This is a genomic window from Pseudomonas sp. FW507-12TSA, from assembly GCF_058781435.1.
In genome coordinates this window covers 92189-115275 of record NZ_JBYSWT010000023.1, presented here as the reverse complement: position 1 = coordinate 115275, position 23087 = coordinate 92189, and the positions used below count along the sequence as shown (strand labels likewise).

General features: G+C 64.8%; 17 protein-coding genes and 2 pseudogenes. 6 read left to right on the top strand and 13 right to left on the bottom strand.

All coding sequences use genetic code 11. The annotated features are described in order from the left end of the window. Positions 1-51: 51 nt before the first annotated feature. The 10 genes from AC3WK8_RS21185 to AC3WK8_RS21140 all read right to left on the bottom strand — a co-directional run bounded on the left by AC3WK8_RS21185 (position 52) and on the right by AC3WK8_RS21140 (position 13362). The gene (locus tag AC3WK8_RS21185; RefSeq protein WP_085599154.1) at positions 52-1200 is read right to left on the bottom strand and encodes an iron-containing alcohol dehydrogenase; all 1149 of its coding nucleotides are present in this window, start codon (positions 1198-1200) and stop codon (positions 52-54) included. A 117-nt stretch (positions 1201-1317) separates the two neighbouring features. Continuing rightward, positions 1318-2760: a hypothetical protein gene (locus AC3WK8_RS21180; RefSeq protein WP_085599152.1), complete on the bottom strand. Its 1443-nt coding sequence runs from the start codon at positions 2758-2760 to the stop codon at positions 1318-1320. A 73-nt stretch (positions 2761-2833) separates the two neighbouring features. Next, on the bottom strand, positions 2834-3982 hold the full coding sequence (locus AC3WK8_RS21175; protein WP_103325781.1) for an iron-containing alcohol dehydrogenase: 1149 nt from the start codon (positions 3980-3982) through the stop codon (positions 2834-2836). 195 nt (positions 3983-4177) lie between these two features. Next, a complete protein-coding gene (locus tag AC3WK8_RS21170; RefSeq protein ID WP_103325780.1) occupies positions 4178-5551 on the bottom strand; it encodes a sigma-54 interaction domain-containing protein in 1374 nt (457 codons plus the stop codon). Positions 5552-5652: 101 nt separating this feature from the next. Further along, positions 5653-6477 carry an ABC transporter permease gene (locus tag AC3WK8_RS21165; RefSeq protein WP_022641410.1) on the bottom strand — a complete coding sequence of 275 codons (825 nt, stop codon included), beginning with the start codon at positions 6475-6477 and terminating at the stop codon, positions 5653-5655. 13 nt (positions 6478-6490) lie between these two features. Next, complete coding sequence (locus tag AC3WK8_RS21160) at positions 6491-7738, bottom strand: ABC transporter permease (protein WP_103325779.1); 1248 nt, start codon at positions 7736-7738, stop codon at positions 6491-6493. 76 nt (positions 7739-7814) lie between these two features. Next, positions 7815-8858 carry an ABC transporter substrate-binding protein gene (locus tag AC3WK8_RS21155; protein WP_022641412.1) on the bottom strand — a complete coding sequence of 348 codons (1044 nt, stop codon included), beginning with the start codon at positions 8856-8858 and terminating at the stop codon, positions 7815-7817. A 48-nt stretch (positions 8859-8906) separates the two neighbouring features. Next, positions 8907-10031 (bottom strand): ABC transporter ATP-binding protein, encoded by a 1125-nt coding sequence (locus tag AC3WK8_RS21150; RefSeq protein WP_022641413.1) that lies wholly within the window; start codon positions 10029-10031, stop codon positions 8907-8909. Between the two features lie 288 nt (positions 10032-10319). Beyond that, positions 10320-10949: a response regulator gene (locus AC3WK8_RS21145; RefSeq protein WP_103325778.1), complete on the bottom strand. Its 630-nt coding sequence runs from the start codon at positions 10947-10949 to the stop codon at positions 10320-10322. 13 nt (positions 10950-10962) lie between these two features. Next, positions 10963-13362 carry a PAS domain-containing sensor histidine kinase gene (locus AC3WK8_RS21140; protein WP_103325777.1) on the bottom strand — a complete coding sequence of 800 codons (2400 nt, stop codon included), beginning with the start codon at positions 13360-13362 and terminating at the stop codon, positions 10963-10965. 74 nt (positions 13363-13436) lie between these two features. On the opposite strand from AC3WK8_RS21140, the gene AC3WK8_RS21135 reads away from it, so the two are divergent. Further along, on the top strand, positions 13437-14429 hold the full coding sequence (locus AC3WK8_RS21135) for an alpha/beta hydrolase family protein (RefSeq protein WP_085599144.1): 993 nt from the start codon (positions 13437-13439) through the stop codon (positions 14427-14429). A gap of 50 nt (positions 14430-14479) precedes the next feature. On the opposite strand, the gene AC3WK8_RS21130 is transcribed toward AC3WK8_RS21135, so the two are convergent. The 3 genes from AC3WK8_RS21130 to AC3WK8_RS21120 are packed head-to-tail and all read right to left on the bottom strand — an operon-like array spanning position 14480 to position 16945. Then, entirely contained in the window at positions 14480-15247 is a 768-nt protein-coding gene (locus AC3WK8_RS21130; RefSeq protein WP_103325776.1) for a TerB family tellurite resistance protein, read from the bottom strand. 1 nt (position 15248) lies between these two features. After that, entirely contained in the window at positions 15249-15923 is a 675-nt protein-coding gene (murU, locus tag AC3WK8_RS21125) for an N-acetylmuramate alpha-1-phosphate uridylyltransferase MurU (RefSeq protein WP_103325775.1), read from the bottom strand. Beyond that, complete coding sequence (locus AC3WK8_RS21120; protein ID WP_103325774.1) at positions 15920-16945, bottom strand: aminoglycoside phosphotransferase family protein; 1026 nt, start codon at positions 16943-16945, stop codon at positions 15920-15922. The genes murU and AC3WK8_RS21120 overlap by 4 nt, the downstream gene beginning before the upstream one ends. Before the next feature lie 131 nt (positions 16946-17076). Between AC3WK8_RS21120 and AC3WK8_RS21115 the strand changes: the two are divergent. The 5 genes and pseudogenes from AC3WK8_RS21115 to rsmA all read left to right on the top strand — a co-directional run. Beyond that, positions 17077-17275, top strand: a pseudogene (locus tag AC3WK8_RS21115) (hypothetical protein); the annotation flags it as partial. Between the two features lie 62 nt (positions 17276-17337). Beyond that, a pseudogene (locus AC3WK8_RS21110) lies at positions 17338-19911 on the top strand (LPS-assembly protein LptD); the annotation flags it as partial. Then, positions 19892-21208, top strand: coding sequence for a peptidylprolyl isomerase SurA (gene surA / locus AC3WK8_RS21105; RefSeq protein WP_143494776.1), 1317 nt, complete (start codon positions 19892-19894; stop codon positions 21206-21208). The pseudogene AC3WK8_RS21110 and the gene surA, both read left to right, overlap by 20 nt. Continuing rightward, positions 21205-22194 carry a 4-hydroxythreonine-4-phosphate dehydrogenase PdxA gene (gene pdxA / locus AC3WK8_RS21100; RefSeq protein WP_085599136.1) on the top strand — a complete coding sequence of 330 codons (990 nt, stop codon included), beginning with the start codon at positions 21205-21207 and terminating at the stop codon, positions 22192-22194. The genes surA and pdxA overlap by 4 nt, the downstream gene beginning before the upstream one ends. Beyond that, positions 22191-23000: a 16S rRNA (adenine(1518)-N(6)/adenine(1519)-N(6))-dimethyltransferase RsmA gene (rsmA, locus tag AC3WK8_RS21095; RefSeq protein ID WP_022641424.1), complete on the top strand. Its 810-nt coding sequence runs from the start codon at positions 22191-22193 to the stop codon at positions 22998-23000. The genes pdxA and rsmA overlap by 4 nt, the downstream gene beginning before the upstream one ends. Positions 23001-23087: the final 87 nt, after the last annotated feature.

The following is a 23087-nucleotide window of genomic DNA, read 5'->3' as shown; positions in this document are numbered from 1 at the left end:
GGCGCGCATTGTATACCTCATGCTTTGGAGCGCACACCGTCACCGCAATGATCAGTAGGCCGCCCGATAGATCTGCTCGATATCGGCGGGGCTCAGCCGGCGCGGATTGTTGCGCATCAGCCGCTCGATACCGGCGGCCTCCCGGGCCATGGCCGGGATCGCCTCCTCCGGCACGCCGAAACCGCGCAGGCCAGCAGGAATTTCCACGGCGGCGCACAAATCGGCCATGGCCTCTACGGCCCGGTCCGCCGCTTCGCTGGCGCTCAAGCGGGCCGTGCGCACGCCCATGGCGGCGGCGATATCCTGCATGCGCTCGACGCAGGCCATCTTGTTCCAGGTCATGACGTAGGGCAGCAACAAGGCATTGCTGACCCCATGGGACATATGGAAGCGCCCGCCCAACGGATAGGCCAGGGCATGCACCGCCCCTACCCCCGCGTTACCGAAAGCCATGCCGGCCATCAGGCTGGCCGTGGCCATGTCCTCCCGGGCCTCTAGGTTGGCCGGATTGGCGAACGCCTTGGGCAGGGCCCTGGCGATCAGGCGGATGGCCCCCAGGGCCAGGGAATCGGTGATGGGCGAGGCATTGAGCGACAAGTAGGCTTCCACCCCGTGCACCAGGGCGTCGACACCGCTGGCGGCGGTGACATGGCGCGGGCAGGTCAGGGTCATCTGCGGGCTGACCAGCGCCACATCCGGCAGCAGGTAGTCACTGACGATGCCCTTCTTCAACTGTGCGGCCTTGTCGGAAAGGATCGCCACGTTGGTCACCTCCGAGCCGGTACCGGCGGTGGTGGGAATGGCGATCAGCGGTGGCCCCTTGCGCGGCACCAGGTCGACGCCGAACAGGTCCTCCAGGGCGCCGTGGTAACCGGCATAGGCCGCCACGCTCTTGGCGATATCGATGGCGCTGCCACCGCCCAGGCCGATCAGGCCGTCGTGCCCGCCATCACGATAGACCTGCATGCAGTCCTCGACGATGGCGATTTCCGGATCCGGCCGTACCCGGTCGAAGATCTCGTAGTCGCGCGCCCCCAGGTGGGCCAGCGCCAGCGCCACGGTGCCGGATTCGACCAACGCGGCATCGGTGACGATCAGCGGGTTATCCACATCCAGGCGGGTCAGTTCGGTGGCCAGTTGCTCGATGGCGCTGGTGCCGGTGAGCAGCTTATGGGCGATCTTGAAAGAGGAAATACTCATGCGCGCAGCCTCTTGTATAGAGATGGGAGCCGGCACAAGCGTAGCTGGGGATTGCACAACCGGACCGCCGCGATGCCCGATCGGCATCGCCACGGCCCGTTGCCGGCGGTCCAGGCCTCAGGCCGCCTCGTTCTTCGCCACTGCATGGGCCTTCACCCCGGGTTCCGGCCGAGCCCCTGGCGCCGGGGCGTCAGGACTGTCCAGGTCCTTGGTGAAGGTATTGTCGTTCTCGCCCTTGAAGAAGTTCTTGCCGTAGATCAGCAGGCACAGCACCACGCCGATGGCGAAGCCCCAGCTCGCGCCCTTGATCGCCAATACCGCGCCGATCACCCCGGCGATGCCCAGGTCGCGCTGGCTGCGGGCCTCGAGAATGCCCAGGCGCACGCTGACATAACCCTGGATCAGCAGGGTCAGGGCCAACGCCACCCCGAGGATCGGCTGCACCAGGGTCACCACCGGCAACAGCAGCAAGCCGGTGTTGGTGCCCCAGCGGAACGAACCCATGCCGCCATAGATCGAGCCCATGGCCTTGGGCCCGCCCTTGAAGCGTTCGATGATGACCACCAGCATTGCCGCCCATTTCGGGCCGCACATGGCGATGTCCGGGCCGAAGATGCTCATGAAGGCGTTACGCCCACCGAAGATCAGGTGCGAACGGTCCGGGTCGTAGTCCACCTTCTCGTCCTTGCGGATCTGCCCGGCCTCGTCCAGCAACACCTTGGCGCTCAGCACATCGCCAAAGACGATGATGTACACCGCCAGCATGGTCGGCAGCGCGCTGAGGAACATCGACAGCGGCGGCATGCCCAGGCCGAATACCGTGTAGTTGTTCCACAGGCCGGCGAAGTCCGGTTTGCTCAGGCCCCACTGGATGGTCGGCCACGGCGCTTCGCCGAACAGCGGCGCCAGCACCACCGCCAGCAGGATGATCGGCAGGATCCCCAGCTTGGCGAAGTTCCACCAGAAGCGGCTCTGCAACTTCAACTTGGCGAAGTGCTGGGAAAAGATCAGGTAGAAGGCGATGCCGATGGCGATGGAAATGGTCCAGGGAAAGCTGTCGAACTTGCCGCCTACCTGGAACACCGTGGTCACCGCGCTGAGCCCGGCGCCCATGATGACCCCCGACTTGATCGCCGATGGCACGAACCCCACCACCTTGCGCGCCATGCCGGTAGCGCCCAGGGCAATGGAGAACACCCCGAGCATCAGCTGGAAGGCGATCAGCGCATGGACCCGCTCCGGCCCTACCGGGAACTGTGCGCAGTAAGCCATCAACAATGGCACCGCCGGGGTGATCCAGCCGGGCACCACCGGGTCGCCCAGCAGATGGTGGGCCAGGTACAACAGGCCATTGAGCATGACCACGGCCAGGGCCATCTCGAAGGGCATGCCGAGGAATTCGGTCATCAACGGGATGGCCGCCAGGTCCACGGCGCACATCAGCAAGCCCTGCAGGTAGTCCGGCAGCTCGAGCTTGTAGTGGATGAACGGCAAGCGCACCTTGAACGGGCCAAGGGCGAAATACGGCGTTTCGTGCCGGGTGTCGGAAGGGGTTGGCATCAACTGCACCTGTCTTATTGGTATTGGTGGCGGTGTAAGGCGCCCCACGCCAGCCCGGCGTGGGGCGGGTCGCTCAATAGGCGGCCCGGTAGATCTGCTCGATATCGGCAGCGTTCAGCTGGCGCGGGTTGTTGCGCATCAGGCGCTCGATGCCCGCGGCCTCCACGGCCATGGCCGGGATCGCCTCCTCCGGTACGCCGAAGCTGCGCATGCCGGTGGGGATAGCCACCGCTGCGCACAACGCCGCCATGGCCTTGACCGCCTGCTCCGCCGCTTGCTCGTCACTGAGCCCGGTAACGGGCACATCCATGGCCTGGGCGATGTCCCGCAGGCGCTCGACGCAGGCCAGCTTGTTCCAGGCCATGACATAGGGCAGCAGCAGCGCATTGCTCACACCGTGGGCGATGTTGAAGCGCCCGCCCAGGGGATAGGCCAGGGCGTGCACCGCGCCGACCCCGGCATTGCCGAAGGCCATGCCGGCCATCAGGCTGGCGCTGGCCATGTCTTCCCGGGCCTGCAGGTGCCCGGGGTTGGCATAGGCCTTGGGCAGCGCCTTGACGATCAGGCGGATCGCCCCCAGGGCCAGGGCATCGGTGATCGGCGAGCCGTTGAGCGACAAGTAGGACTCCACCGCATGCACCAGCGCGTCGATGCCGCTGGCTGCGGTGACGCCGCGCGGGCAGGTCAGGGTCATGGCCGGGCTCACCAGCGCTACGTCCGGCAGCAGGTAGTCACTGACGATGCCTTTTTTCAGCTGGGCCTGCTTGTCCGAGAGGATCGCCACGTTAGTGACTTCCGAGCCGGTGCCGGCCGTGGTGGGGATGGCGATCAACGGTGGGCCCTTGCGCGGCACCTGGTCGATGCCGAACAGCTGCTCCAGCGCACCTGCATGGCCGGCGAAGGCGGCCACGGCCTTGGCGATGTCGATGGCACTGCCGCCGCCCAGGCCGATCAGGCCGTCATGGCCACCGGCGCGATAGGCATTGGCGCACTCCTGGACGATGGCGACCTGCGGTTCGGGCTCGACCCCATCGAAGATCCCATGGCTGCGCCCACCCATGTGGGCCACAGCCAGGTCCACGGTGCCGCAGGCCACCAGGATCGCATCGGTGACGATCAGCGGATTGTCGACCCCAAGGCGCGCCAGCTCGGCGTCCAGTTGCTCGATGGCCCCCTGGCCGGTAATCAGTTTGTTGGCAATTTTGAATGCACGGATGCTCATCGGTTCGGCCTTGATTCATTGTTGTGGCAAGAGCGCCGCCAGGCGGGCTCTCGTATGGGCTCGAAGCTTGTAGAGCGAAAGCTGTGCCAAGACGCCAGAAGCCTTGGTTTACAAGGCTCGGGCAGTAGATTCCGGGAAATGACCGGGGCGTCGCGATTGTTTTGTTGATCGCCAGCGGGGCTTCTGATCAGGATCCTAATCAGAGTGTTCCCAGCGTTTCATTTTCTGCACCACCGTGGCCTGGCTCACGCCCAGGGCCTTGGCGGCCAGGCGGGTGGTCTTGTGCAGTTGCAAGGCCGCGCGGATGGCCTGGCGCTCGGCGTTCTCCACCACTTTGCGCAGGGGCAGGCGGCTGTCGTCGAGATGGCGCGCCTGCTGCCCGACCAGCTCCTCGGGCAGGTCCAGGGCCTCGATCACCTGCCCCGGGCAAGTCACCACCAGGCGCTCCACCACGTTGATCAGCTCGCGGATGTTCCCCGGCCAGGCGTATTCGCCCAAATGCTCCAGGGCTTCCAGGCTCCATTGCACCTGCCGCTGGTAGCGCTGGTTGAAGTGCTCCAGGTAGTACTCCAGCAAGGGGCCGATCTCCTCGCTGCGCTCGCGCAGGGCCGGGATGGCGATCGGCACCACGTTCAAGCGGTAATAGAGGTCGGCGCGAAACTTGCCCTCGGCCACCCGCTGCTTGAGGTCGTGATGGGTGGCGCTGACGATCCGCACATCCACCTCCTTGAGCTCCAGGCCGCCCACGGGGATGAAGCGGTTCTCCTCGATGACCTTGAGCAACTTGACCTGCACCGCCAGCGGCAGGTCGCCGATCTCGTCGAGAAACAGCGTGCCGTTGTGGGCCAGCTCCAGCAGCCCGCGCTTGCCCTTGCTGCCCGCGCCGGTGAACGCCCCCGGGGCGTAGCCGAACAGCTCGGCCTCGATCAGGTTCTCCGGCAAGGCTCCGCAGTTGAGGGCCAGGAACGGTTCCGCGGCGCGAGCGCTGGCATTGTGGATGAACTGCGCCACCAGGGTCTTGCCGACCCCGGTTTCCCCTTGCAGCAGCACCTTGACGTCGCAGTCGGCCACTTGCCGGGCCTGGGCGAAGATCCGCCCGGAGACTTCCTGGTCGGCCATCAGCGGCGATTGCAAAAGATCGTCACGCTGGCCGGCGTGCAGCCGCGCGGTGCTGTTGCGCAGTTGCTTGAGTTGCTGCAGCTCGTCGCGCTCGCGCTTGATACGCAGCAGCTCGGTCATGTCGCGCACGGTGCTGACCACATAGCGGATGCTCCGGTCGGCGGCGAGGATCGGCGTGGCGCTGACCAGCAGCTTCTTGCCCTGGCTGAGGCTCTGCATCATCGAGACCGGCCGGCCATCCTGCAGGACCCGCAACGATGCAGACTGGGAAATCACCCCGCTTTTCACCAGTTCCTGCATCGGCCGCCCCAGCAGCTCGGCGCCGTTCAGGCCGGTGAGACGCTCGTAGGCCTGGTTGACCTTGAGGGTCTGGCCCTGGCCGTCGGTGATGTAGACACCGTCATGCAGTGCATTGAGCAGCTCTTCGAAACTGGCATCGTTGAAGTTCACCCGTGACTCCGCAGTAAGCATGGCAAGTGCGCAGTTTACGGGTGAACGCCAGGCAGCGGCACGCCGGCGGCCGCGACGTTAGTCCAAGGCCGCCAAGGGCATCAGGCCTGGGCAGTGCGCAGTTTTTCGCTGCGCCCGCGCAGCCATTCCAGGGTCAGCAGCAGGATCACCGAGAAGGCGATCAGCAGCGTGGCCGCGGCGGCGATGGTGGGGCTGAGGTTCTCGCGAATACCACTGAACATCTGCCGGGGCAGCGTCGCCTGCTCGGGTCCGGCGAGGAACAGGGTCACCACCACTTCGTCGAACGAGGTGGCGAAGGCGAACAACGCGCCACTGATCACCCCCGGAGCGATCAACGGCAGGGTCACCCGGCGAAAGGTGGTCAGCGGCGAGGCGCCCAGGCTGGCCGCCGCCCGCACCAGGTTGTGGTTGAAGCCCTGCAAGGTCGCCGAGACGGTGATGATCACGAACGGCACCCCGAGCACCGCATGCACGATGATCAGCGACAAGAAGCTGTTGCCCATGCCCAGCGGAGCGAAGAACAGGTAGCTGGCGACCCCGATGATCACCACCGGCACCACCATCGGCGAGATCACCAGGGCCATGACCAGCGACTTGCCGGGAAAATCGCCGCGGGTCAGGCCGATGGCCGCCAGGGTGCCGAAGACCATGGCCAGCACAGTGGCCGCCGGGGCCACGATGATGCTGTTCTTCAGGGCGCGCATCCATTCGGCGGAGGCGAAGAAGTCCTGGTACCAGTGCAGCGAGAAGCCCTGCAGCGGATACACCAGGAAGCTGCCCGAGTTGAACGACAACGGGATGATCACCAGCACCGGCAACACCAGGAACAACAGGATCAAGCCGCAGAGGATCCGCAAGCTGTAGAACCAGACCCGCTCGACGGGCGACATGTAGGGGCTCAGCATTTCGATTCTCTCCTTAGCTCAGGCGCAGGCGACTGGCGCCCACCAGCCAGCTGTAGATCAGGTACAGCACGATGGTCGCCAGCAACAGCAGGCCGCCCAGGGCGGTGGCCATGCCCCAGTTGATGCTGGTGTTGGTGTAGAAGGCCACGAAATAGCTGACCATCTGGTCGTTCGGGCTGCCCAGCAGGGCCGGGGTGATGTAGTAGCCGATGGCCAGGATGAACACCAGCAGGCAACCGGCGCCGACCCCGGCATAGGTTTGCGGGAAGTACACCCGCCAGAAGCTGGCGAACGGATGGCAGCCCAGGGAGATCGCCGCGCGCATGTAGGTCGGCGAGATGCCCTTCATCACGCTGTAGATCGGCAGGATCATGAACGGCAGCAGGATGTGCACCATGGAGATGTAGACCCCCGTGCGGTTGAACACCAGCTCCAGGGGCTTGTCGATCACGCCCATGGCCAGCAAGGCGCTGTTGATCAGGCCGCCGGACTGCAGGAGCACGATCCAGGCCGCCACCCGCACCAGGATCGAAGTCCAGAACGGCAGCAGCACCAGGATCATCAGCAGGTTGCTCTTGCGCGCCGGCAGGTTGGCCAGCAGGTACGCCAGGGGATAGGCCAGCACCAGGCAGATGGCGGTGATCACCAGGCCCATCCAGAAGGTCCGGGCGAAGATATCCAGGTAGATCGACTGGTCCGGGGTCGCCGGGGCCAGCTCGCCCAGGTCGTCGATCCGGTGGTCCAGCGCCGCCAGCAGGTAGTAGGGAGTCAGGCTGCTGGTATTGCGCCGGATCGCCTGCCAGTAGGCCGGGTCGCCCCAACGCTCGTCCACCCCCTCCATGGCTTCTTTATAGGATTCGGGCTCGGCCTTGAACGGCAAGGCGCGGGCAGTCTTGGTCAGCAGGCTGCGATAGCCGGCCAGTTCCATGTTCAGGCGCTTGGACAGGTCGCCCAGGCCCTGGTTCTTGCGGGCCTCGGCCAGGTCTTCGCTCAAGGCCTTGTAGGCGGCCTCGCCGGGCAGGCCACGGCCGTCCCAGGCATTCACGGCCACCACCGTGCACGGCATGCCGCCGACCACTTCCGGGTTGCCGACGCTCTTGTACAGCAGCGCCACGATCGGTACCAGGAACACCAGCAGCAGGAACAGCACCAGCGGCGCGATCAGGGCCTGGGCCTTCCAGCGGTTGACCCGCTCGGCACGGGCCAGTCGCTGCTTGAGGGTCGGGCCGGCGACCGCATCCAGGGGAACGGTGATGGTCATGACAAACTCCGCGAATCGATCTTTCGAATACACCACCGACAGGAGCGGGCCAGCCCGCCCCTGCCACTAGCGATGCTTACTTGGCCGCCCAGGCGTTGAAGCGCTGCTCCAGCTGCTCGCCGTTGTCAGCCCAGAAGCTGACGTCGATCTGCACCTGGTTGGCGATGTTCTCCGGAGTGGTCGGCATGTCCTTGAGGATGTCCTTGGCCAGCAGCGGCACGGCCTGGGTGTTGGCCGGGCCATAGGCGATGTTTTCCGAATAGGTCTTCTGCTGCTGCGGCTGCACCGAGTAGGCGATGAACTTCTTCGCCGCTTCGGCACGGGTCTTGTCCAGGCCCTTGGGGATGGCCCAGGCATCGAAGTCGTAGATGCCGCCGTTCCACACCACCTTCAGGTTGCTTTCCTTCTGCACCGCGGCGATCCGGCCGTTGTAGGCCGAGCTCATGACCACGTCGCCCGAGGCCAGGTACTGCGGTGGCTGGGCGCCGGCTTCCCACCACTGGATGTTGGGCTTGAGCTCATCGAGCTTCTTGAAGGCACGGTCCTGGCCATCCTTGCTGGCCAGCACCTTGTACACGTCCTTGGGCGCGACGCCGTCGGCCATCAGGGCGAATTCCAGGGTGTACTTGGCCCCCTTGCGCAGGCCGCGCTTGCCCGGGAATTTCTGCGTGTCCCAGAAGTCCGCCCAGCTGCCTGGCGGCGCCTTGAGCTTGTCGGCGTTGTAGGCCAGCACCGTGGACCAGACGAAGAAGCCCACGCCACACGGCTGGATAGCGCCCTTGACGTAGTCTTCGCCCTTGCCGAACAGCGCCGGGTCGAGGGGTTCGAACAGGTCTTCGTCGCAACCGCGGGACAACTCGGGGGACTCCACTTCCACCAGGTCCCAGGACACGCTCTTGGTGTCGACCATGGCCTTGACCTTGGCCATCTCGCCGTTGTACTCGCCGGCGACGATCTTGCCGTTGCCCGCCGCTTCCCACGGAGCGTAGAAGGCCTTGACCTGGGCGGCCTTGTTCGCCCCACCAAAGGACACCACGGTCAGGTCCGGTCCCGCCGCCAGGGCGTGTGCGGCCCCCAGCATGCCCAGCGTCAGGGCTGTGAGTTTCAGGGATCTCAGCATTTTATTGTGTTCTCCACGTGCAGGTTGGTGTTGCAAGGGGGGGGGCGATCAATTCGCCTCTAGAAGCGGGTCGAGCGCACGAACGTGCTCGACTTGCCAGCCAAGCGGTACCACGTCGCCCACCGCCAGCGCTGGATCGAGCTCGGCAATCGGCTGTTTCACGAAGAAGTCGCTCTTGCCGCAGACTTCCAGGCGCACTCGGACGTGGTCGCCCAGGTAGATGAACTCCGCCACCCGCCCGGAAAAGCGGTTGGCGCAGTGTTCGCTGGAACCGTTGAGGCTCACCCGCTCCGGGCGGATGGACAGGGTCACCGGGCCGCCGACCTGGCCGACGTTGACCGCCAATGCCTCGACTTTCTCGCCACGCCCCAACTCCACCACGCAGCGCTCGCCGTCGTGGCTGTGCAGGCGACCGCTGAGGCGGTTGTTCTCGCCGATGAAGTTGGCGACGAAGGTGTTCTTCGGTTCTTCGTAGAGGGTCCGCGGCGGGGCGATCTGCTGGATCTCGCCCTGGTGGAACACCGCCACCCGGTCGGACATGGTCAAGGCCTCGCCCTGGTCGTGGGTCACGTAGACCACGGTCAAGCCCAGGCGCTGGTGCAGGTGCTTGATCTCCATCTGCATATGCTCGCGCAGCTGTTTGTCCAGCGCCCCCAAGGGCTCGTCCATCAGTACCAGCTGCGGCTCGAACACCAGGGCCCGGGCCAGGGCGACCCGTTGCTGCTGGCCACCGGACAGTTGCGCCGGATAGCGCTGGGCGAAAGAGTCCAGCTGGACCATGCTCAGCACGCGCTTGACCCGCTCGCTGATGTCGGTCTTGCCCAGGCCCCGTACCGACAGCGGGAACGCCAGGTTCTCGGCCACGGTCATGTGCGGGAACAGCGCGTAGTTCTGGAACACCATGCCGATATCGCGCTTGTGCGGCGGCACATTGTTGATCGAGCGCCCGGCCAACTGGATCTCGCCGGCGGTCGGCGTCTCGAAACCGGCCAGCATCATCAGGCTGGTGGTCTTGCCGGAGCCGGACGGCCCGAGCAGGGTGAGGAACTCGCCCTTGCGAATTTCCAGGTTGAGGTCCTTGACGATCAGGTTCTCGCCGTCGTAGCTCTTCTGCACACCACGAAAGCTGACCAGAACATCATTGGCCCCAGCGCTTGAATCGACCTCGCTCATACCCGCACCTTTTTGTTTTAGACGGCTGTAGGGCAAGCCTAGTGCAGCCCACAAAGCCCGGAAATCGGGGGGTAGGAGAGATTCGCCTCAGCCGCCTGGAAGGCTGCCTGTAGGGATTGCCCTACAAGAATGGCGGAAACAGACAAGAGCAGGGGCAAGCTTGAAGCGGCAAGCCCCAAGAACAGGCAAAGGCCGGGAAGTGGCGATGTCGTAAACGGATATGCCCCGCCAATGCCTTGGCCAGGACCATCGACCTCGGGGCGTCTCCATTGTGGCGGGGGAGCTGGCTCAGAGCAGCTTGTGCTCCATGGCGTACTTCACCAGCTCGGCCAGGGAGGTGACGTTGAGCTTTTGCATCAGCCGCGCCTTGTGGGTGCTGATGGTCTTGTTGCTCAAGGCCAGTTGCTGGGCGATGTCGTTGACATTGGCCCCCTGGGCCAGGCGCTCGAACACCGAGAATTCACGCTCGGACAACAGCGAATGCAGTGGCCGGGCATCGGTCAGGCCGACCTCGAAGACCATGCGATCCGCCAGTTCCGGGTCGATGTAGCGCCCACCGGACGCCACCTTGCGGATGGCCGTCAGCAGCAGCGACGGATCGCTGTCCTTGGTGGCGTAGCCCGCGGCGCCGATCTTCAGGGCCCGGGCGGCCATCTGCGCCTCGTCATGCATCGACAGCACCAGGATCGCCGGCGGATCGCTCAGGGCGCGGATTCGTGGGATGGCTTCCAGACCGTTCACCCCGGGCATGGAGATGTCCAGCAACACCACCTCGCAAGGCACTTGGCGCAGGGTCTCCAGCAGTTGCTCGCCGTTGCTCGCCTCCCCCGCCACCGTCAGGTCCTTGGCCAGGCCGATCAGTTGCTTGATGCCTTCGCGGACGATGGTGTGGTCTTCGGCTACCAGTACACGGATCACGCGGTTCTCCTCGTTATTGTTGTCGGTCCAGGGGCACCCGGACGGTCAGGCTGGTGCCCTCCCCCGGCTCGCTGTGCAGCGCCAGGCTGCCGCCCATGATCAGCACTCGCTCGCGCATCCCCACCAGGCCAAAGGAGGTGGGGCGCGTGGCGGCGGTATCGAACCCCAGGCCATCGTCGCTGATGCTCATGCACAACTGTGGCCCGTCCAATACCAGGGACAGCTCCACAGTATGCGCCTGGGCATGGCGCATGACGTTGGTCAGGGCCTCCTGGAGGATGCGGAACAGGCCGATGGCCTTGGCGTCGCTCAGGCGTGGCAGGTTATCCGGCACGTCCACCAGGCACGGGATCTGCGTACGCGCCTCGAAACGCCGGGCCTGCCATTCGATGGCCGAGGCGATACCGGCATCCAGGATCGGCGGGCGCAGGGCCGTGGCCACGTCGCGCACCAACTGGAACAGCTGGGTGATCAAGCGCTTCATGCTGTTGAGGCGCTCGTTCAGCCCGGGATCGAGCTGGGCGTAGGCCAGCTCGCACATGGAGGTCTCCAGCTTGAGCACGGTGAGCATCTGCCCCAGTTCGTCATGGACTTCCCTGGCAATGCGGGCCTTTTCCTCTTCCCGCACGCTCTCCAGGTGCGCCGACAGCTCGCGCAGTTGCTCGCGGGAACTGGCCAGCTCCAACTCGATGCGCTTGCTCTCGCTGATGTCCCAGACGATGCCGTCCCAGACGAAGGTGCCGTCGTCCAGCTGCCGGGTAATCGCCTTGATCTCGGCCCAGCGCTGCTGGCCCTGGCGGGTGAGGATACGCCCCTGCCAGGACCAGTCGCTGTCGGTGTCCAGGGCCTGGTCCTGGGTCTGGTGGTAACTGGCCTTGTCATCAGGGTGCACCAGGCTGCGCAGGCCCTTGTCGCGATGGGCGAGCACCGCAGGCGAGTAGCCCACCAGGGTCTGGCTGCCCTCGCTGATGTAGGCGAAGTCGATCTGCCCGCTGACTGGCGCGCGCTCCAGGCGAAACACCAGGCCCGGCACGTTGGCGGCGATGCCTTGCAGCCGCGCTTCGCTCTCGCGCAGGGCCGCCAGGGCGCGACGGCGCTCGGTGACATCGGTGAGGTAGACCACCAGGTACTCGCTGTCGCGAAAACGCAGGAAGCTCAAGGACACGTCCGCCGGCAGGATGCTGCCGTCGGCCCGTACGCACTGGCTTTCGAAGCTCTGCACGCCCCCGGCGCTGGCCCGGGCGCGCTTCCACAGGTTGAGCCAGCGATCCATGTGCAGGTTGGGTTCGAAATCGATCAGCGGCCGCTCGATCACTCCACCCGCGGCATAGCCGAGCATTTCTTCGGCGGCGCGGTTGGCATAGCGCACGTGGCTGTCCCAATTGACCCAGAGGATGCCCACAGTGCTCTGGTCGATGGAAAACTGGGTCAGGCGCAAGGCCTCCTCGCTGGCGGCGCGCAAGGCGATGTCTTCCCGGGCCGCCAGCAGCTGCTGTTCCAGCCCACGTTGCTGGCGGCGCAGCCAGAGGATCAAGCCCAGGCTGCCCAGCAACAGCAGGGCCAGCAACAGGCTGAGGCTGCGCCAGGCGCCGGGGGACTCGCCCAGGCGCGGATACTTGGGTTGCAGCCAGCGGTTGTGCAGTTGTTCCAGCTCCTTGGCGGGGATCGTGCGCAGGGCGGTTTGCATGATGCTGGCCAGTTCCGGCCAATCGCGCCGGGTGGCCACCCGCAACAGCTGCGGCAGGCCGATATCGCCCACCACCGCCAGGCCGGAGAACTCCGCCTCGGCGGACAGGCGGCTGAGCTGGGCTTCATCCACTACCGCGTAGCGGGCCTGCTGGCTCAATAGCAACTGCAAGGCCTGGCGCTCCAGGGGCACGCCCTGCAAGTTGAGGTTGGGGTAGGTCTGGCGCAGGTACTCGGACACCGCGCTGGGCATGCGCACCGCCACCCGGGCCTGGCTGTCGAGCTTCTCCAGCTCCACCGCCCCGGAAGCCTTGCGCTCTCCCACCACCAGTTGCGGCACCCGCATGTAAGGATCGCTGTACAGCCACAGGCGCAGGCCGGCTGGGGTCTGGGTCAGGCCCGGGGCCATATCGATCTCGCCGTCGCGCAGGGCCTTTTCCAGTTGGGCCTGGTCGGGAAAGTTGCGCCAGCTGAACTCGGTGCCCAGGGTCCTGGCCACGGCCTGCATCAACTCGACGTTGGCCCCGGACAAGCGTTGCAAGCGCCGGTCGTACTGGGCCAAGGGCGCCTGTAGCACCACCCCCACGCGCAGCTCCGGGTGCTGCTCCAGCCACTGGCGCAGCTCATGGCCCAGGACCGCGGCAGGCTCGCGGGCCGCCGGCGCCGCCGCGCCTATCAAGGGAAGGCACAGACAGCCGATAAGCAAGAGGCAGCGAAAGCGCATCATCTGAAGTCTCACACCCTGACAAATACTGACCAACCCATTAGGCTGCCGGAATTACTTCTGGCCTGGAATATCCGATGCCCCTCGTCCCCCGCTCGGCACTGCCCGTATTGTGCCTGTCGCTGATCCTGCCCTGGAGCTTTTCCGCCCACGCCGACGATCCGGCTCCCGAGGCCAAGCCTGCCGAGGAACAACCGGCGCCACGCCCCGCCCTGCCCGAACGCAGCCAGGAAGATGCCACCGCCCTGGAACGCCGCTTGCCCACCCAGGAACAGCAGCAACTGCAAGCTGGCGACAGCAGTTTCCTGGCCCTGTGGAAACCGGCCAACACCAGCGAGCCCAAGGGCGTGGTGATCATCCTCCCTGGAGCCGGGGAAAGCGCCGACTGGCCACAGGTGGTGGCGCCATTGCGCAATCGCCTGCCCGACACCGACTGGGGCAGCCTGAGCCTGACCCTCCCCGATATGCAAAGCGAAGCGGCACAACCGCGAATTGTCGAGGCGGCTCCCGCGGCACCGACCGAAAGCGCCAATACCGCCAAGGACGCCAGCACCGAGGCCAAGCCCATCGAGCAGGTCGCCGGCGGTGAAGCCGATGTGGCCGATCATCCGGTCGCCGAAACCACCGAGGAGCAGGTCAAGGCCGACGCCGAGCGCATCTTCGCCCGGGTCGACGCGGCCCTGGCCTACGCCGAACAGCAGAATGCCCGCAGCATCGTGCTGCTGGGCCATGGCACCGGCGCCTATTGGGCCGCGCGCTACCTGAACGAAAAACAGCCATCGCAGGTACAGAAACTGGTGCTGGTCGAGGCTCGTTCGCCAAGCAACGGCAAGCCGCAACTGGCGGAACTGACCCCGACCCTGAAACTGGCCACTGCCGATATCTTCTATGTCGACACAGCGGTGGCGCGCAAGGAGGCACTGGAGCGACTGCAGGCCAGCAAGCGCTTGAAGCACTCGAACTTCAGCCAGATCTCCCTCAAGGCCCTGCCCGGCAACGACAGCGCCCAGCAGGAGCAGCTGTTCCGCCGGGTCCGTGGCTGGCTCAATCCGCAAAACGCCGATAACTGAAAACACCGGGGCGCCTCTGCCAAAGAAGCAGCGGCGGCCCGGCCTTGCTTTCAGCGAAAGGCCCGGCGCTGGCGCACCAGCGCATAGGCGCTGTGCAGTTCGCGGGTTTTCTCCGTGGCAGTGCGCACCTGCTCCGGCGTCGCGCCGCTACCGGCGACCTTGTCCGGGTGGTGGCGACTGAGCAGCCGCCGATAGGCACGCTTGATCTGCGCCGGCTCGGTGGTCGCCGCCACCCCCAGCAGGCGCAGGGCCTCCTGGTAGCTCATGCCGGCTTCGGCGGTGTCTCTCCTGGCGGGACCGTAGTCCTGGGCCAGCGCCTGGATCTGCTCGCTGCTCCAACCCAGCCATTTGCCCCAGGACTGGATCAACTCGCGCTCCGCCGCACCGACCCGGCCGTCGGCCCAGACCATGCGCCAGCAGGCGCGCAGCACGCCTTCGGCGGCATAGGGCTGACGACCCAGGCGGCGCAGGTAGCCGCGCAGGTGGTCATTGCCCGACTTGCCACGGTTGAAGGCGGCGATGGCCCGGCGCTGCGCCACTTCGTTCATGTCCAGCGAACGCATTTCCTGGCGCGCCTGCTGGATATGCCCATCCACCACCCGACCGTCGCTTTTCGCCAGGCGCCCGAGCAAGACGAACAGCAACTCATCGTTGCGCAGCGCCGGACGCCCGCCCAGGCGTTCACGTAGATGTGCCCAGCTGTGCAGTTGCATGCGCCGATCCAGCGCCTGCCCCAGCAACGCACCAAGCATGGCCCCCGGAATGCTGGCTATGGCAAAACCTGCTCCGGCTCCGATCAGAGTCCCTGGCCACCACATGTCAGCGCCCCGCTTGCAGCAGGTGCTCGACCTGCGCCAGACGCTCGACGGTTCCCACATCGACCCATTGGCCGCGCATGTGCTCACCACTGACCTGGCCCCGGGCCATGGCCTCGCGCAACAGCGGCGCCAACTTGAAGGCGCCGGCGGCGCAGTGCTGGAACAGGCGAGGATGCAGCACCGAAATGCCACTGTAGGTCAGGGTCGGCGCGCCCGGCTGGCCGTCGTGCAGCAGGCCGTTTTCCAGGCAGAAGTCGCCACCGGTGGGATGGTGCGGCGGGTTGTCGACCATCACCAGGTGGGCCAGGCCATCCAGGGGCCGGCGCAGGCTGGCGAAATCGTAGTCGGTCCAGATATCGCCATTGACCACCAGGAAGGGCTCGTCGCCCAGCAACGGCAAGGCCTTGAAGATCCCGCCACCGGTCTCCAGCGGCTGGTCTTCTGCCGAATAGCGGATGCTCAGGCCCCAGCGCTGGCCGTCGCCCAGGGCATCCTCGATCTGCTGGCCAAGCCAGGCATGATTGATGACGATCTCGCGAAAACCTGCGGCCGCCAGGGCCCGCAGGTGGTATTCGATCAGAGGCATGCCGGCCACCGGCAGCAGGGGCTTGGGCGTGGTCAGGGTCAATGGGCGCATGCGCTCGCCCTTGCCCGCCGCCAGGATCATCGCCTTCATGCCTGGGCTCCTGCCGGCTGGCTCAAGCTGAACAGCAGTTGCGCCAGCTCCGACAATTCAGGCCGACGGGCCAGCACCGCTTCTATATAAGCCAGGAACCGCGGGACATCGGCCAGGTAGCGCGGCTTGCCATCGCGGTGGCAGATGCGCGAGAAGATCCCGATCACCTTGAGGTGGCGTTGCACGCCCATCAGGTCGCTGGCCCGCAGGAACTCCTGGAAATCCTCCTGGACCGGAATACCCAGGGCCCGGGCGCGGGTCCAGTAGTTTTCCTGCCAGAGCCGCACGCGCGGTTCCGGCCAGCTGAGGAAGGCGTCCTTGAACAGGCAGGTGATGTCGTAGGTCACCGGGCCGTAGACCGCGTCCTGGAAGTCCAGCACCCCCGGGTTCGGCGTGCTGAGCATCAGGTTGCGCGGCATATAGTCGCGATGGACCAGAACCTTGGGTTGCGCCAGGGCGCTGTCGATCAACAGGTCGCTGACCCGTTGCCATTGCTGGCGCTGCTCGGCAGTAAGGGTAATGCCCAGCTCACGGCCGACGTACCACTCCGGAAACAGCTCCAGCTCGCGGCGCAGCAGGGCCACATCGTAGCTGGGCAAGGGGGCATCCATGGGTAGTTGCTGGAAGGCCAGCAGCGCTTGCAATGCGTCTTCGAAGAGCGCGTCGGCATTGTCTTCGTTTATTACATCCAGGTAGGTCTGGCTACCCAGGTCATTGAGCAGCAGGAAGCCGCGCTCCAGGTCCTGGGCAAAAATTTTCGGCACATTGATACCGGAAGTCGCCAACAGGCCGGCGATTTCCACGAAGGGCCGGCAGTTCTCCAGGGGCGGCGGAGCATCCATCACCACAAAGCTGCGGCCTGCGCCCTGCCAACGGAAATAACGGCGGAAACTCGCGTCGCTGCTGGCCGCGACCAAGGTAGCCGGGGGCACTTCACCCCAGCCCTGTGCTGCATAGACAATCGCCAACTGTTCATCGAGCCAAACTTTCAGGTGTTGCAAGCGTACATCTTGGTCAGGCATTACAAGGGTCTCCGACGGCCCTAGCCGTCAAGCGGGTCATGCTTTATTATCCAGCATCTTTTTCAGACCATCGAGAGGCGTGCGGCCCAACACCGCGGGCAGATGGCACGCAGGAAGCCCGGACTAATAAGATGGCATTGAAATCCCCCGCGTTTCGTAAAAAATTCCCGTTGCTGGTCACCGGCGGTTTGCTGGCCCTGCAACCTCTAGCCACTTCCTTCGTGGTCGCCGCGGAACAGTACGACTGTTCGGTCTCCGCTTCCGGCGGCTGGGCCTGTGCCCCCAAGACCAGTGCAGCCCAATTGCCGCCGCGCCCGGTCCACGACGCCAACTCGCTCACCTCCAGCGGCGCCACCGACAGCGGTGCGGCGCAAGATGCTGGCGACAAGCCGGTATTGGTGACCGAAGCCAAGGGTCGTGGCCTGAAGTCCCGCAGCGCGGACTACAGCCATCTCGACTGGGTACCGCGTGAGCAGCTCACCGCCGCCCAACTGGCCGAGACCGGTCCTTACTGCTCTGGTTCCTATATCGAACCGATTCGTCCTGGCATGAATGACAAGACGAAGAAAAGTGACGCACCGACCTTCATCGGCGCCAAGGCCTCGCGTTATCAGCAGGAGCAGCAGGTGGCGACCCTGGCCGGCGACGTGGTCATGCGCCAGGGCAGCATGCAGGTCGAGGCCGACGAGGCCAACCTGTACCAGGCCGAGAACCGCGGCGAACTGAGCGGCAACGTGCGCATCCGCGACAACGGCACACTGATGGTCGGCGACCACGCCGACGTCCAGCTCGACACTGGCGAGGCCAAGGTCGACAACGCCGAGTACGTGATGCACAAATCGCGGGTTCGCGGCAGTGCGCTATATGCCAAGCGGGCGGAAAACGCCATCATCCGCCTCAAGGATGGTACGTACACCACTTGCGAACCGAACAGCAACGCCTGGCAGCTCAAGGGCAACAACATCACCTTGAACCCGGCGACCGGCTTCGGTACCGCGACCAACGTAACGCTGCGGGTCAAGGACTTCCCGGTTCTCTATACCCCGTACATCTACTTCCCGATCGACGATCGCCGCCAGTCCGGCTTCCTGCCACCGAGCTTCAGTACCGGCAGCGACACCGGCTTCATGCTGGTCACCCCGTACTACTTCAACCTGGCACCGAACTACGATGCCACGTTGTATCCGCGCTACATGGCCAAGCGCGGCATGTTGATGGAAGGCGAGTTCCGCTACCTGACCAAGAACAGCGAGGGCCAGTTCGGCGCCGCCTACCTGAACGACGAAAGCGACGATCGCAAGAAGCAGACCGACTACGAAAAAACCCGCTACATGCTCAACTGGCAGCACAAGGGCGGGCTCGATTCGCGGACGATGACCGAGGTCGACTACACCAAGATCAGCGACCCGTACTACTTCCAGGACCTGCAGACCGACCAGATCGGCGTGAAGTCCGCCGACTACGTCAACCAGCAGGGCGCGGTAACCTACCGTGGCGACGACTACACCGCACGCCTCAACGTGCAGGCGTACCAGCTGGCAACGGTTTCCAACATCACTCCGTATGACAAGCTGCCGCAGATCACCTTCAACGGTTCCCTGCCCTACCACCCCGAAGGCCTGGATTTCACCTATGAAACCGAGCTGGTGCGTTTTGATCGGGATCTACAGAAAGGCAACTATTTCGACAAGGATGGTGGTCCGTTCGATGAACTTGGCAATGCAATAGGTACTCGCCGCCTGGATGCCAACGTCGCCGGCCTGGACCGCGCCAACGGCGATCGCCTGAACCTCAAGCCCGGTGTCAGCCTGCCGCTGAACTGGACCTATGGCTACCTGACACCATCGCTCAAGTACATGTACACCCGCTACAACCTTGACCTCGACAACACGGGCAAGCAGGGCATTATCACGGCACGCAACGCCGCTGCCGCTAACGGCACCCGTTACATTGGCGGCGACTACAACAGCTCGCAAAGCCGTGGTGTGCCGATCGCCAGTGTCGATGGCGGCCTGTACTTCGACCGCAATACCCAGTGGTTCGGCAAGAACTATCGCCAGACCCTGGAGCCGCGGATGTTCTACCTCTACGTTCCAGAGAAGGATCAGGAAGACATCCCGGTATTCGATACCGGCGAGCCGACCTTCAACTACGCCTCGCTGTTCCGGGATAACCGCTTCACCGGCTCCGACCGTGTCGGCGATGAAAACAAGCTGTCCCTGGGCGTGACCAGTCGCTGGATCGAAGACAATGGCTTCCAGCGCCAGCGCATCAGCGTCGGCCAAGCCTTCTACTTCAAGGACCGCACCGTCCAGTTGCCAGGTATCGACTACCGCACCCGCGACGATGCCAAGTCCAACGTCTCGCCTTATGCGCTGGAATACGAATACCGCTACAACCGCGACTGGCGCACTACCGCCGAATACAACTGGGACCCGGACAGCCGTAGCCCTCGTTCCGGCAGCGCAATGTTCCACTACCAGCCGGAAGACAACCCGAACAAGGTGGTCAACGTCGGTTATCGCTATCGCAACGACCAGATCCGCTATGACCAGAACAGTGGTACCTGGAAAGTTGGTAGTGGCGACTACGGGGTCCGAGGCCAACCTGGCTACGTGAAGGACTACTACAAGATCCAGCAGCATGACTTCTCGGTGATCTGGCCGATCGTGCCGCAGTGGAACGCCATCAGCCGCTGGCAGTATGACTACAACCGTAACCGCACGCTCGAGGCCTTCGGTGGTTTCGAATATGACAACTGCTGCTGGAAACTGCGCCTGATCAGCCGTTACTGGGTCAAGTATGACGAGTTCAGTCAGGAGGCTCCGCAAAACGAAAGTGGCGACCACGGCATCTTCCTCCAAATCGTTCTGAAAGGTCTCGGTGGCGTCATGGGCACCAAGGTAGAGAGCTTCCTCGACAAAGGCATCCAAGGTTATCGTGAACGTGAAGACCAAGCTTTCTGATTGTCTGCGCCCGCTGATGCTGGGCGCGCTGTTCCTGAGCACTGCGGCCAGCGCCGCGGTGCAGTCCCTCGACAAGGTCGTGGCCATCGTCGATAACGACGTGGTCATGCAGAGTCAGCTGGACCAGCGGGTAAACGAAGTCCAGCAGACCATCGCCAAGCGCGGCGGCGGCATGCCACCTGCCAGCGTCCTGGAACAGCAAGTACTGGAGCGCCTGATCGTCGAGAACCTGCAACTGCAGATCGGCGAGCGTTCCGGTATCCGCATCACCGATGAAGAACTGAACCAGGCCATTGGCACCATCGCCCAGCGCAACAACATGAGCGTCGAGCAGTTCCGTGGCGCCCTGGCCCGTGACGGCCTGTCTTATCAAGATGCCCGCGAGCAGGTACGCCGCGAGATGGTCATCAGCCGTGTGCGCCAACGCCGTGTGGCCGAGCGCATCCAGGTATCGGAGCAGGAAGTGAAGAACTTCCTCGCCTCGGACCTGGGCAAGATGCAGCTCTCCGAAGAACTGCACCTGGCCAACATCCTGATCCCGACTCCGGAAAGCGCCAGCTCCGAAGCCATCCAGGGCGCTGCCCGCCAGGCCATGGAGGTGTACCAGCAGCTCAAGCAGGGCGCCGACTTCGCCCAGTTGGCCATCGCCCGCTCCGGCAGCGACAACGCCCTGGAAGGCGGCGACATGGGCTGGCGCAAGGCCGCGCAATTGCCACCTCCATTCGACCGTGAACTGAGTGCGATGTCGGTTGGCGACATCACCCAGCCGGCTCGTACTCCTGGCGGCTTCATCATCCTCAAGCTGCTGGACAAGCGTGGCGGTGGCAACCAGGTGCGTGACGAAGTGCATGTGCGCCACATCCTGATCAAGCCTAGCGAGATCCGCAGCGAAGAAGAGACCAAGCGCCTGGCGCAGAAGCTCTACGAACGCATCACTGCCGGTGAAGACTTCGCCGAACTGGCCAAGAGCTACTCGGAAGATCCGGGCTCGGCACTCAACGGTGGCGACCTCAACTGGATCGACCCGAACGCCCTGGTGCCGGAGTTCCGCGAAGTGATGGCCAAGACCCAACAGGGCCAGCTGTCCAAGCCGTTCAAGAGCCCTTATGGCTGGCATGTACTGGAAGTCCTTGGCCGTCGCGCCACCGACAGCACCAGCCAGGCCCGCGAGCAGCAAGCCATGACCGTCCTGCGTAACCGCAAGTACGACGAAGAGTTGCAGACCTGGTTGCGGCAGATCCGCGACGAGGCCTACGTTGAAATCAAGCTTCCTGGCGCTGAACAGGCGGCACAGTGAAACCCGCACGTTTCGCCCTGACACCCGGCGAGCCGGCGGGTATAGGCCCCGACCTATGCCTGCTGCTCGCCTCGCAACCCCAGCCCCACCCCCTGATTGCCATTACCAGCCGCGACCTGCTCCTCGAGCGGGCCGCGCAACTGGGAGTGGCCGTCACCCTGCTGTCGGTGGACCCGGAGCACTTGCCGGATGCTCCGGCAGCGGCGGGCAGCCTCTATGTCTGGGATACCCCCCTGGGTAAACCCGTAGCCAGCGGCCAACTGGACCAGGCCAATGCCGCCTTCGTCCTGCAGACCCTGACGCGTGCCGGCCAGGGTTGCCTGGACGGTCGCTTCGCCGGGATGATCACCGCCCCCGTACACAAGGGCGTGATCAACGATTCCGGGATCGCCTTTTCCGGGCATACCGAGTTCCTCGCGGACCTGACCCAGACCCAGCAGGTGGTCATGATGCTGGCCACCCGCGGCTTGCGCGTGGCACTGGTGACCACCCATCTGCCGCTGCGGGATATCGCCGATGCGATCACCCCCGAGCGCCTGGAACGGGTCACGCGGATCCTGCATGCCGACCTGCAACAGAAGTTCGGCATCGCCCAGCCGCGAATCCTGGTCTGCGGGCTCAACCCCCATGCCGGCGAAGGCGGCCACCTGGGCCGCGAAGAAATCGACATCATCGAACCTACCCTGGAGCGTCTGCGCCAAGAAGGCATGGACCTGCGTGGTCCGCTGCCGGCCGACACTCTGTTTACCCCCAAATATCTGGAGCACTGCGACGCAGTGCTGGCGATGTACCACGACCAAGGCCTGCCCGTGCTGAAGTACAAAGGCTTCGGCGCCGCCGTCAACGTGACACTAGGCTTGCCGATCATCCGCACCTCAGTCGACCACGGCACCGCCCTGGACCTGGCCGGCAGCGGCAGGATCGATACCGGCAGCCTGCAGGTCGCCCTGGAAACCGCCTACCAGATGGCCGAGAACCGTATATGAGCGAGCAATACCAACACCGGGCGCGCAAGCGCTTCGGTCAGAACTTCCTGCATGACGCTGGCGTCATCGACCGCATCCTGCGGGCCATCAACGCCAAGCCCCAGGACCGCATGCTGGAAATCGGCCCGGGCCAGGGCGCCCTCACCGAGGGCCTGCTGGGCAGCGGCGCGCAACTGGACGTGGTGGAGCTGGACAAGGACCTGGTGCCGATCCTCAACCAGCAGTTCGCTGGCCGCGGCAACTTCAAGCTGCACCAGGGCGATGCCCTGAAGTTCGACTTCAACACCCTGGGTGCCGCGCCAGGCAGCCTGCGGGTGGTGGGCAACCTGCCCTACAACATCTCCACGCCGCTGATCTTCCATTTGCTGCACAACGCCAGCCTGATCCGCGACATGCATTTCATGCTGCAGAAGGAAGTGGTGGAGCGCCTGGCCGCCGGCCCAGGCGGTGGCGACTGGGGCCGCTTGTCGATCATGGTCCAGTACCACTGCCGCGTGGAGCACCTGTTCAATGTCGGCCCTGGCGCCTTCAACCCGCCGCCGAAAGTCGACTCGGCAATCGTGCGCCTGGTGCCCCACGCAGTGCTGCCGCATCCGGCCAAGGACCATCGGTTGCTGGAACGCATCGTTCGCGAAGCCTTCAACCAGCGCCGCAAGACCCTGCGCAACACCCTCAAGGCCCTCCTGAGCAATGCCGAGATCGAAGCCGCCGGCGTCGACGGCAGCCTGCGCCCTGAACAGCTGGACCTGGCCGCGTTCGTGCGCCTGGCCGACCAACTGGCCGACCAGGCCAAGCCCGCCAGCTGAGCAACCCTCCCAGCGCCAGCGGGTAGGACGTCAACCAGGATGTCTGGTGTCCTACCCGCTACTTGACCTAGACTGACCTGCGTCAAT

Bases quoted from the DNA above. Each gene is read 5' to 3' on its own strand.
- AC3WK8_RS21175 (WP_103325781.1), bottom strand. From the start codon at position 3,982: ATGAGCATCCGTGCATTCAAAATTGCCAACAAACTGATTACCGGCCAG.
- AC3WK8_RS21165 (WP_022641410.1), bottom strand. From the start codon at position 6,477: ATGCTGAGCCCCTACATGTCGCCCGTCGAGCGGGTCTGGTTCTACAGC.
- AC3WK8_RS21185 (WP_085599154.1), bottom strand. From the start codon at position 1,200: ATGAGTATTTCCTCTTTCAAGATCGCCCATAAGCTGCTCACCGGCACC.
- AC3WK8_RS21155 (WP_022641412.1), bottom strand. From the start codon at position 8,858: ATGCTGAGATCCCTGAAACTCACAGCCCTGACGCTGGGCATGCTGGGG.
- AC3WK8_RS21135 (WP_085599144.1), top strand. From the start codon at position 13,437: ATGCCCCTCGTCCCCCGCTCGGCACTGCCCGTATTGTGCCTGTCGCTG.
- rsmA (WP_022641424.1), top strand. From the start codon at position 22,191: ATGAGCGAGCAATACCAACACCGGGCGCGCAAGCGCTTCGGTCAGAAC.
- AC3WK8_RS21140 (WP_103325777.1), bottom strand. From the start codon at position 13,362: ATGATGCGCTTTCGCTGCCTCTTGCTTATCGGCTGTCTGTGCCTTCCC.
- AC3WK8_RS21120 (WP_103325774.1), bottom strand. From the start codon at position 16,945: ATGCCTGACCAAGATGTACGCTTGCAACACCTGAAAGTTTGGCTCGAT.
- murU (WP_103325775.1), bottom strand. From the start codon at position 15,923: ATGAAGGCGATGATCCTGGCGGCGGGCAAGGGCGAGCGCATGCGCCCA.
- AC3WK8_RS21130 (WP_103325776.1), bottom strand. From the start codon at position 15,247: ATGTGGTGGCCAGGGACTCTGATCGGAGCCGGAGCAGGTTTTGCCATA.
- AC3WK8_RS21180 (WP_085599152.1), bottom strand. From the start codon at position 2,760: ATGCCAACCCCTTCCGACACCCGGCACGAAACGCCGTATTTCGCCCTT.
- AC3WK8_RS21160 (WP_103325779.1), bottom strand. From the start codon at position 7,738: ATGACCATCACCGTTCCCCTGGATGCGGTCGCCGGCCCGACCCTCAAG.
- AC3WK8_RS21150 (WP_022641413.1), bottom strand. From the start codon at position 10,031: ATGAGCGAGGTCGATTCAAGCGCTGGGGCCAATGATGTTCTGGTCAGC.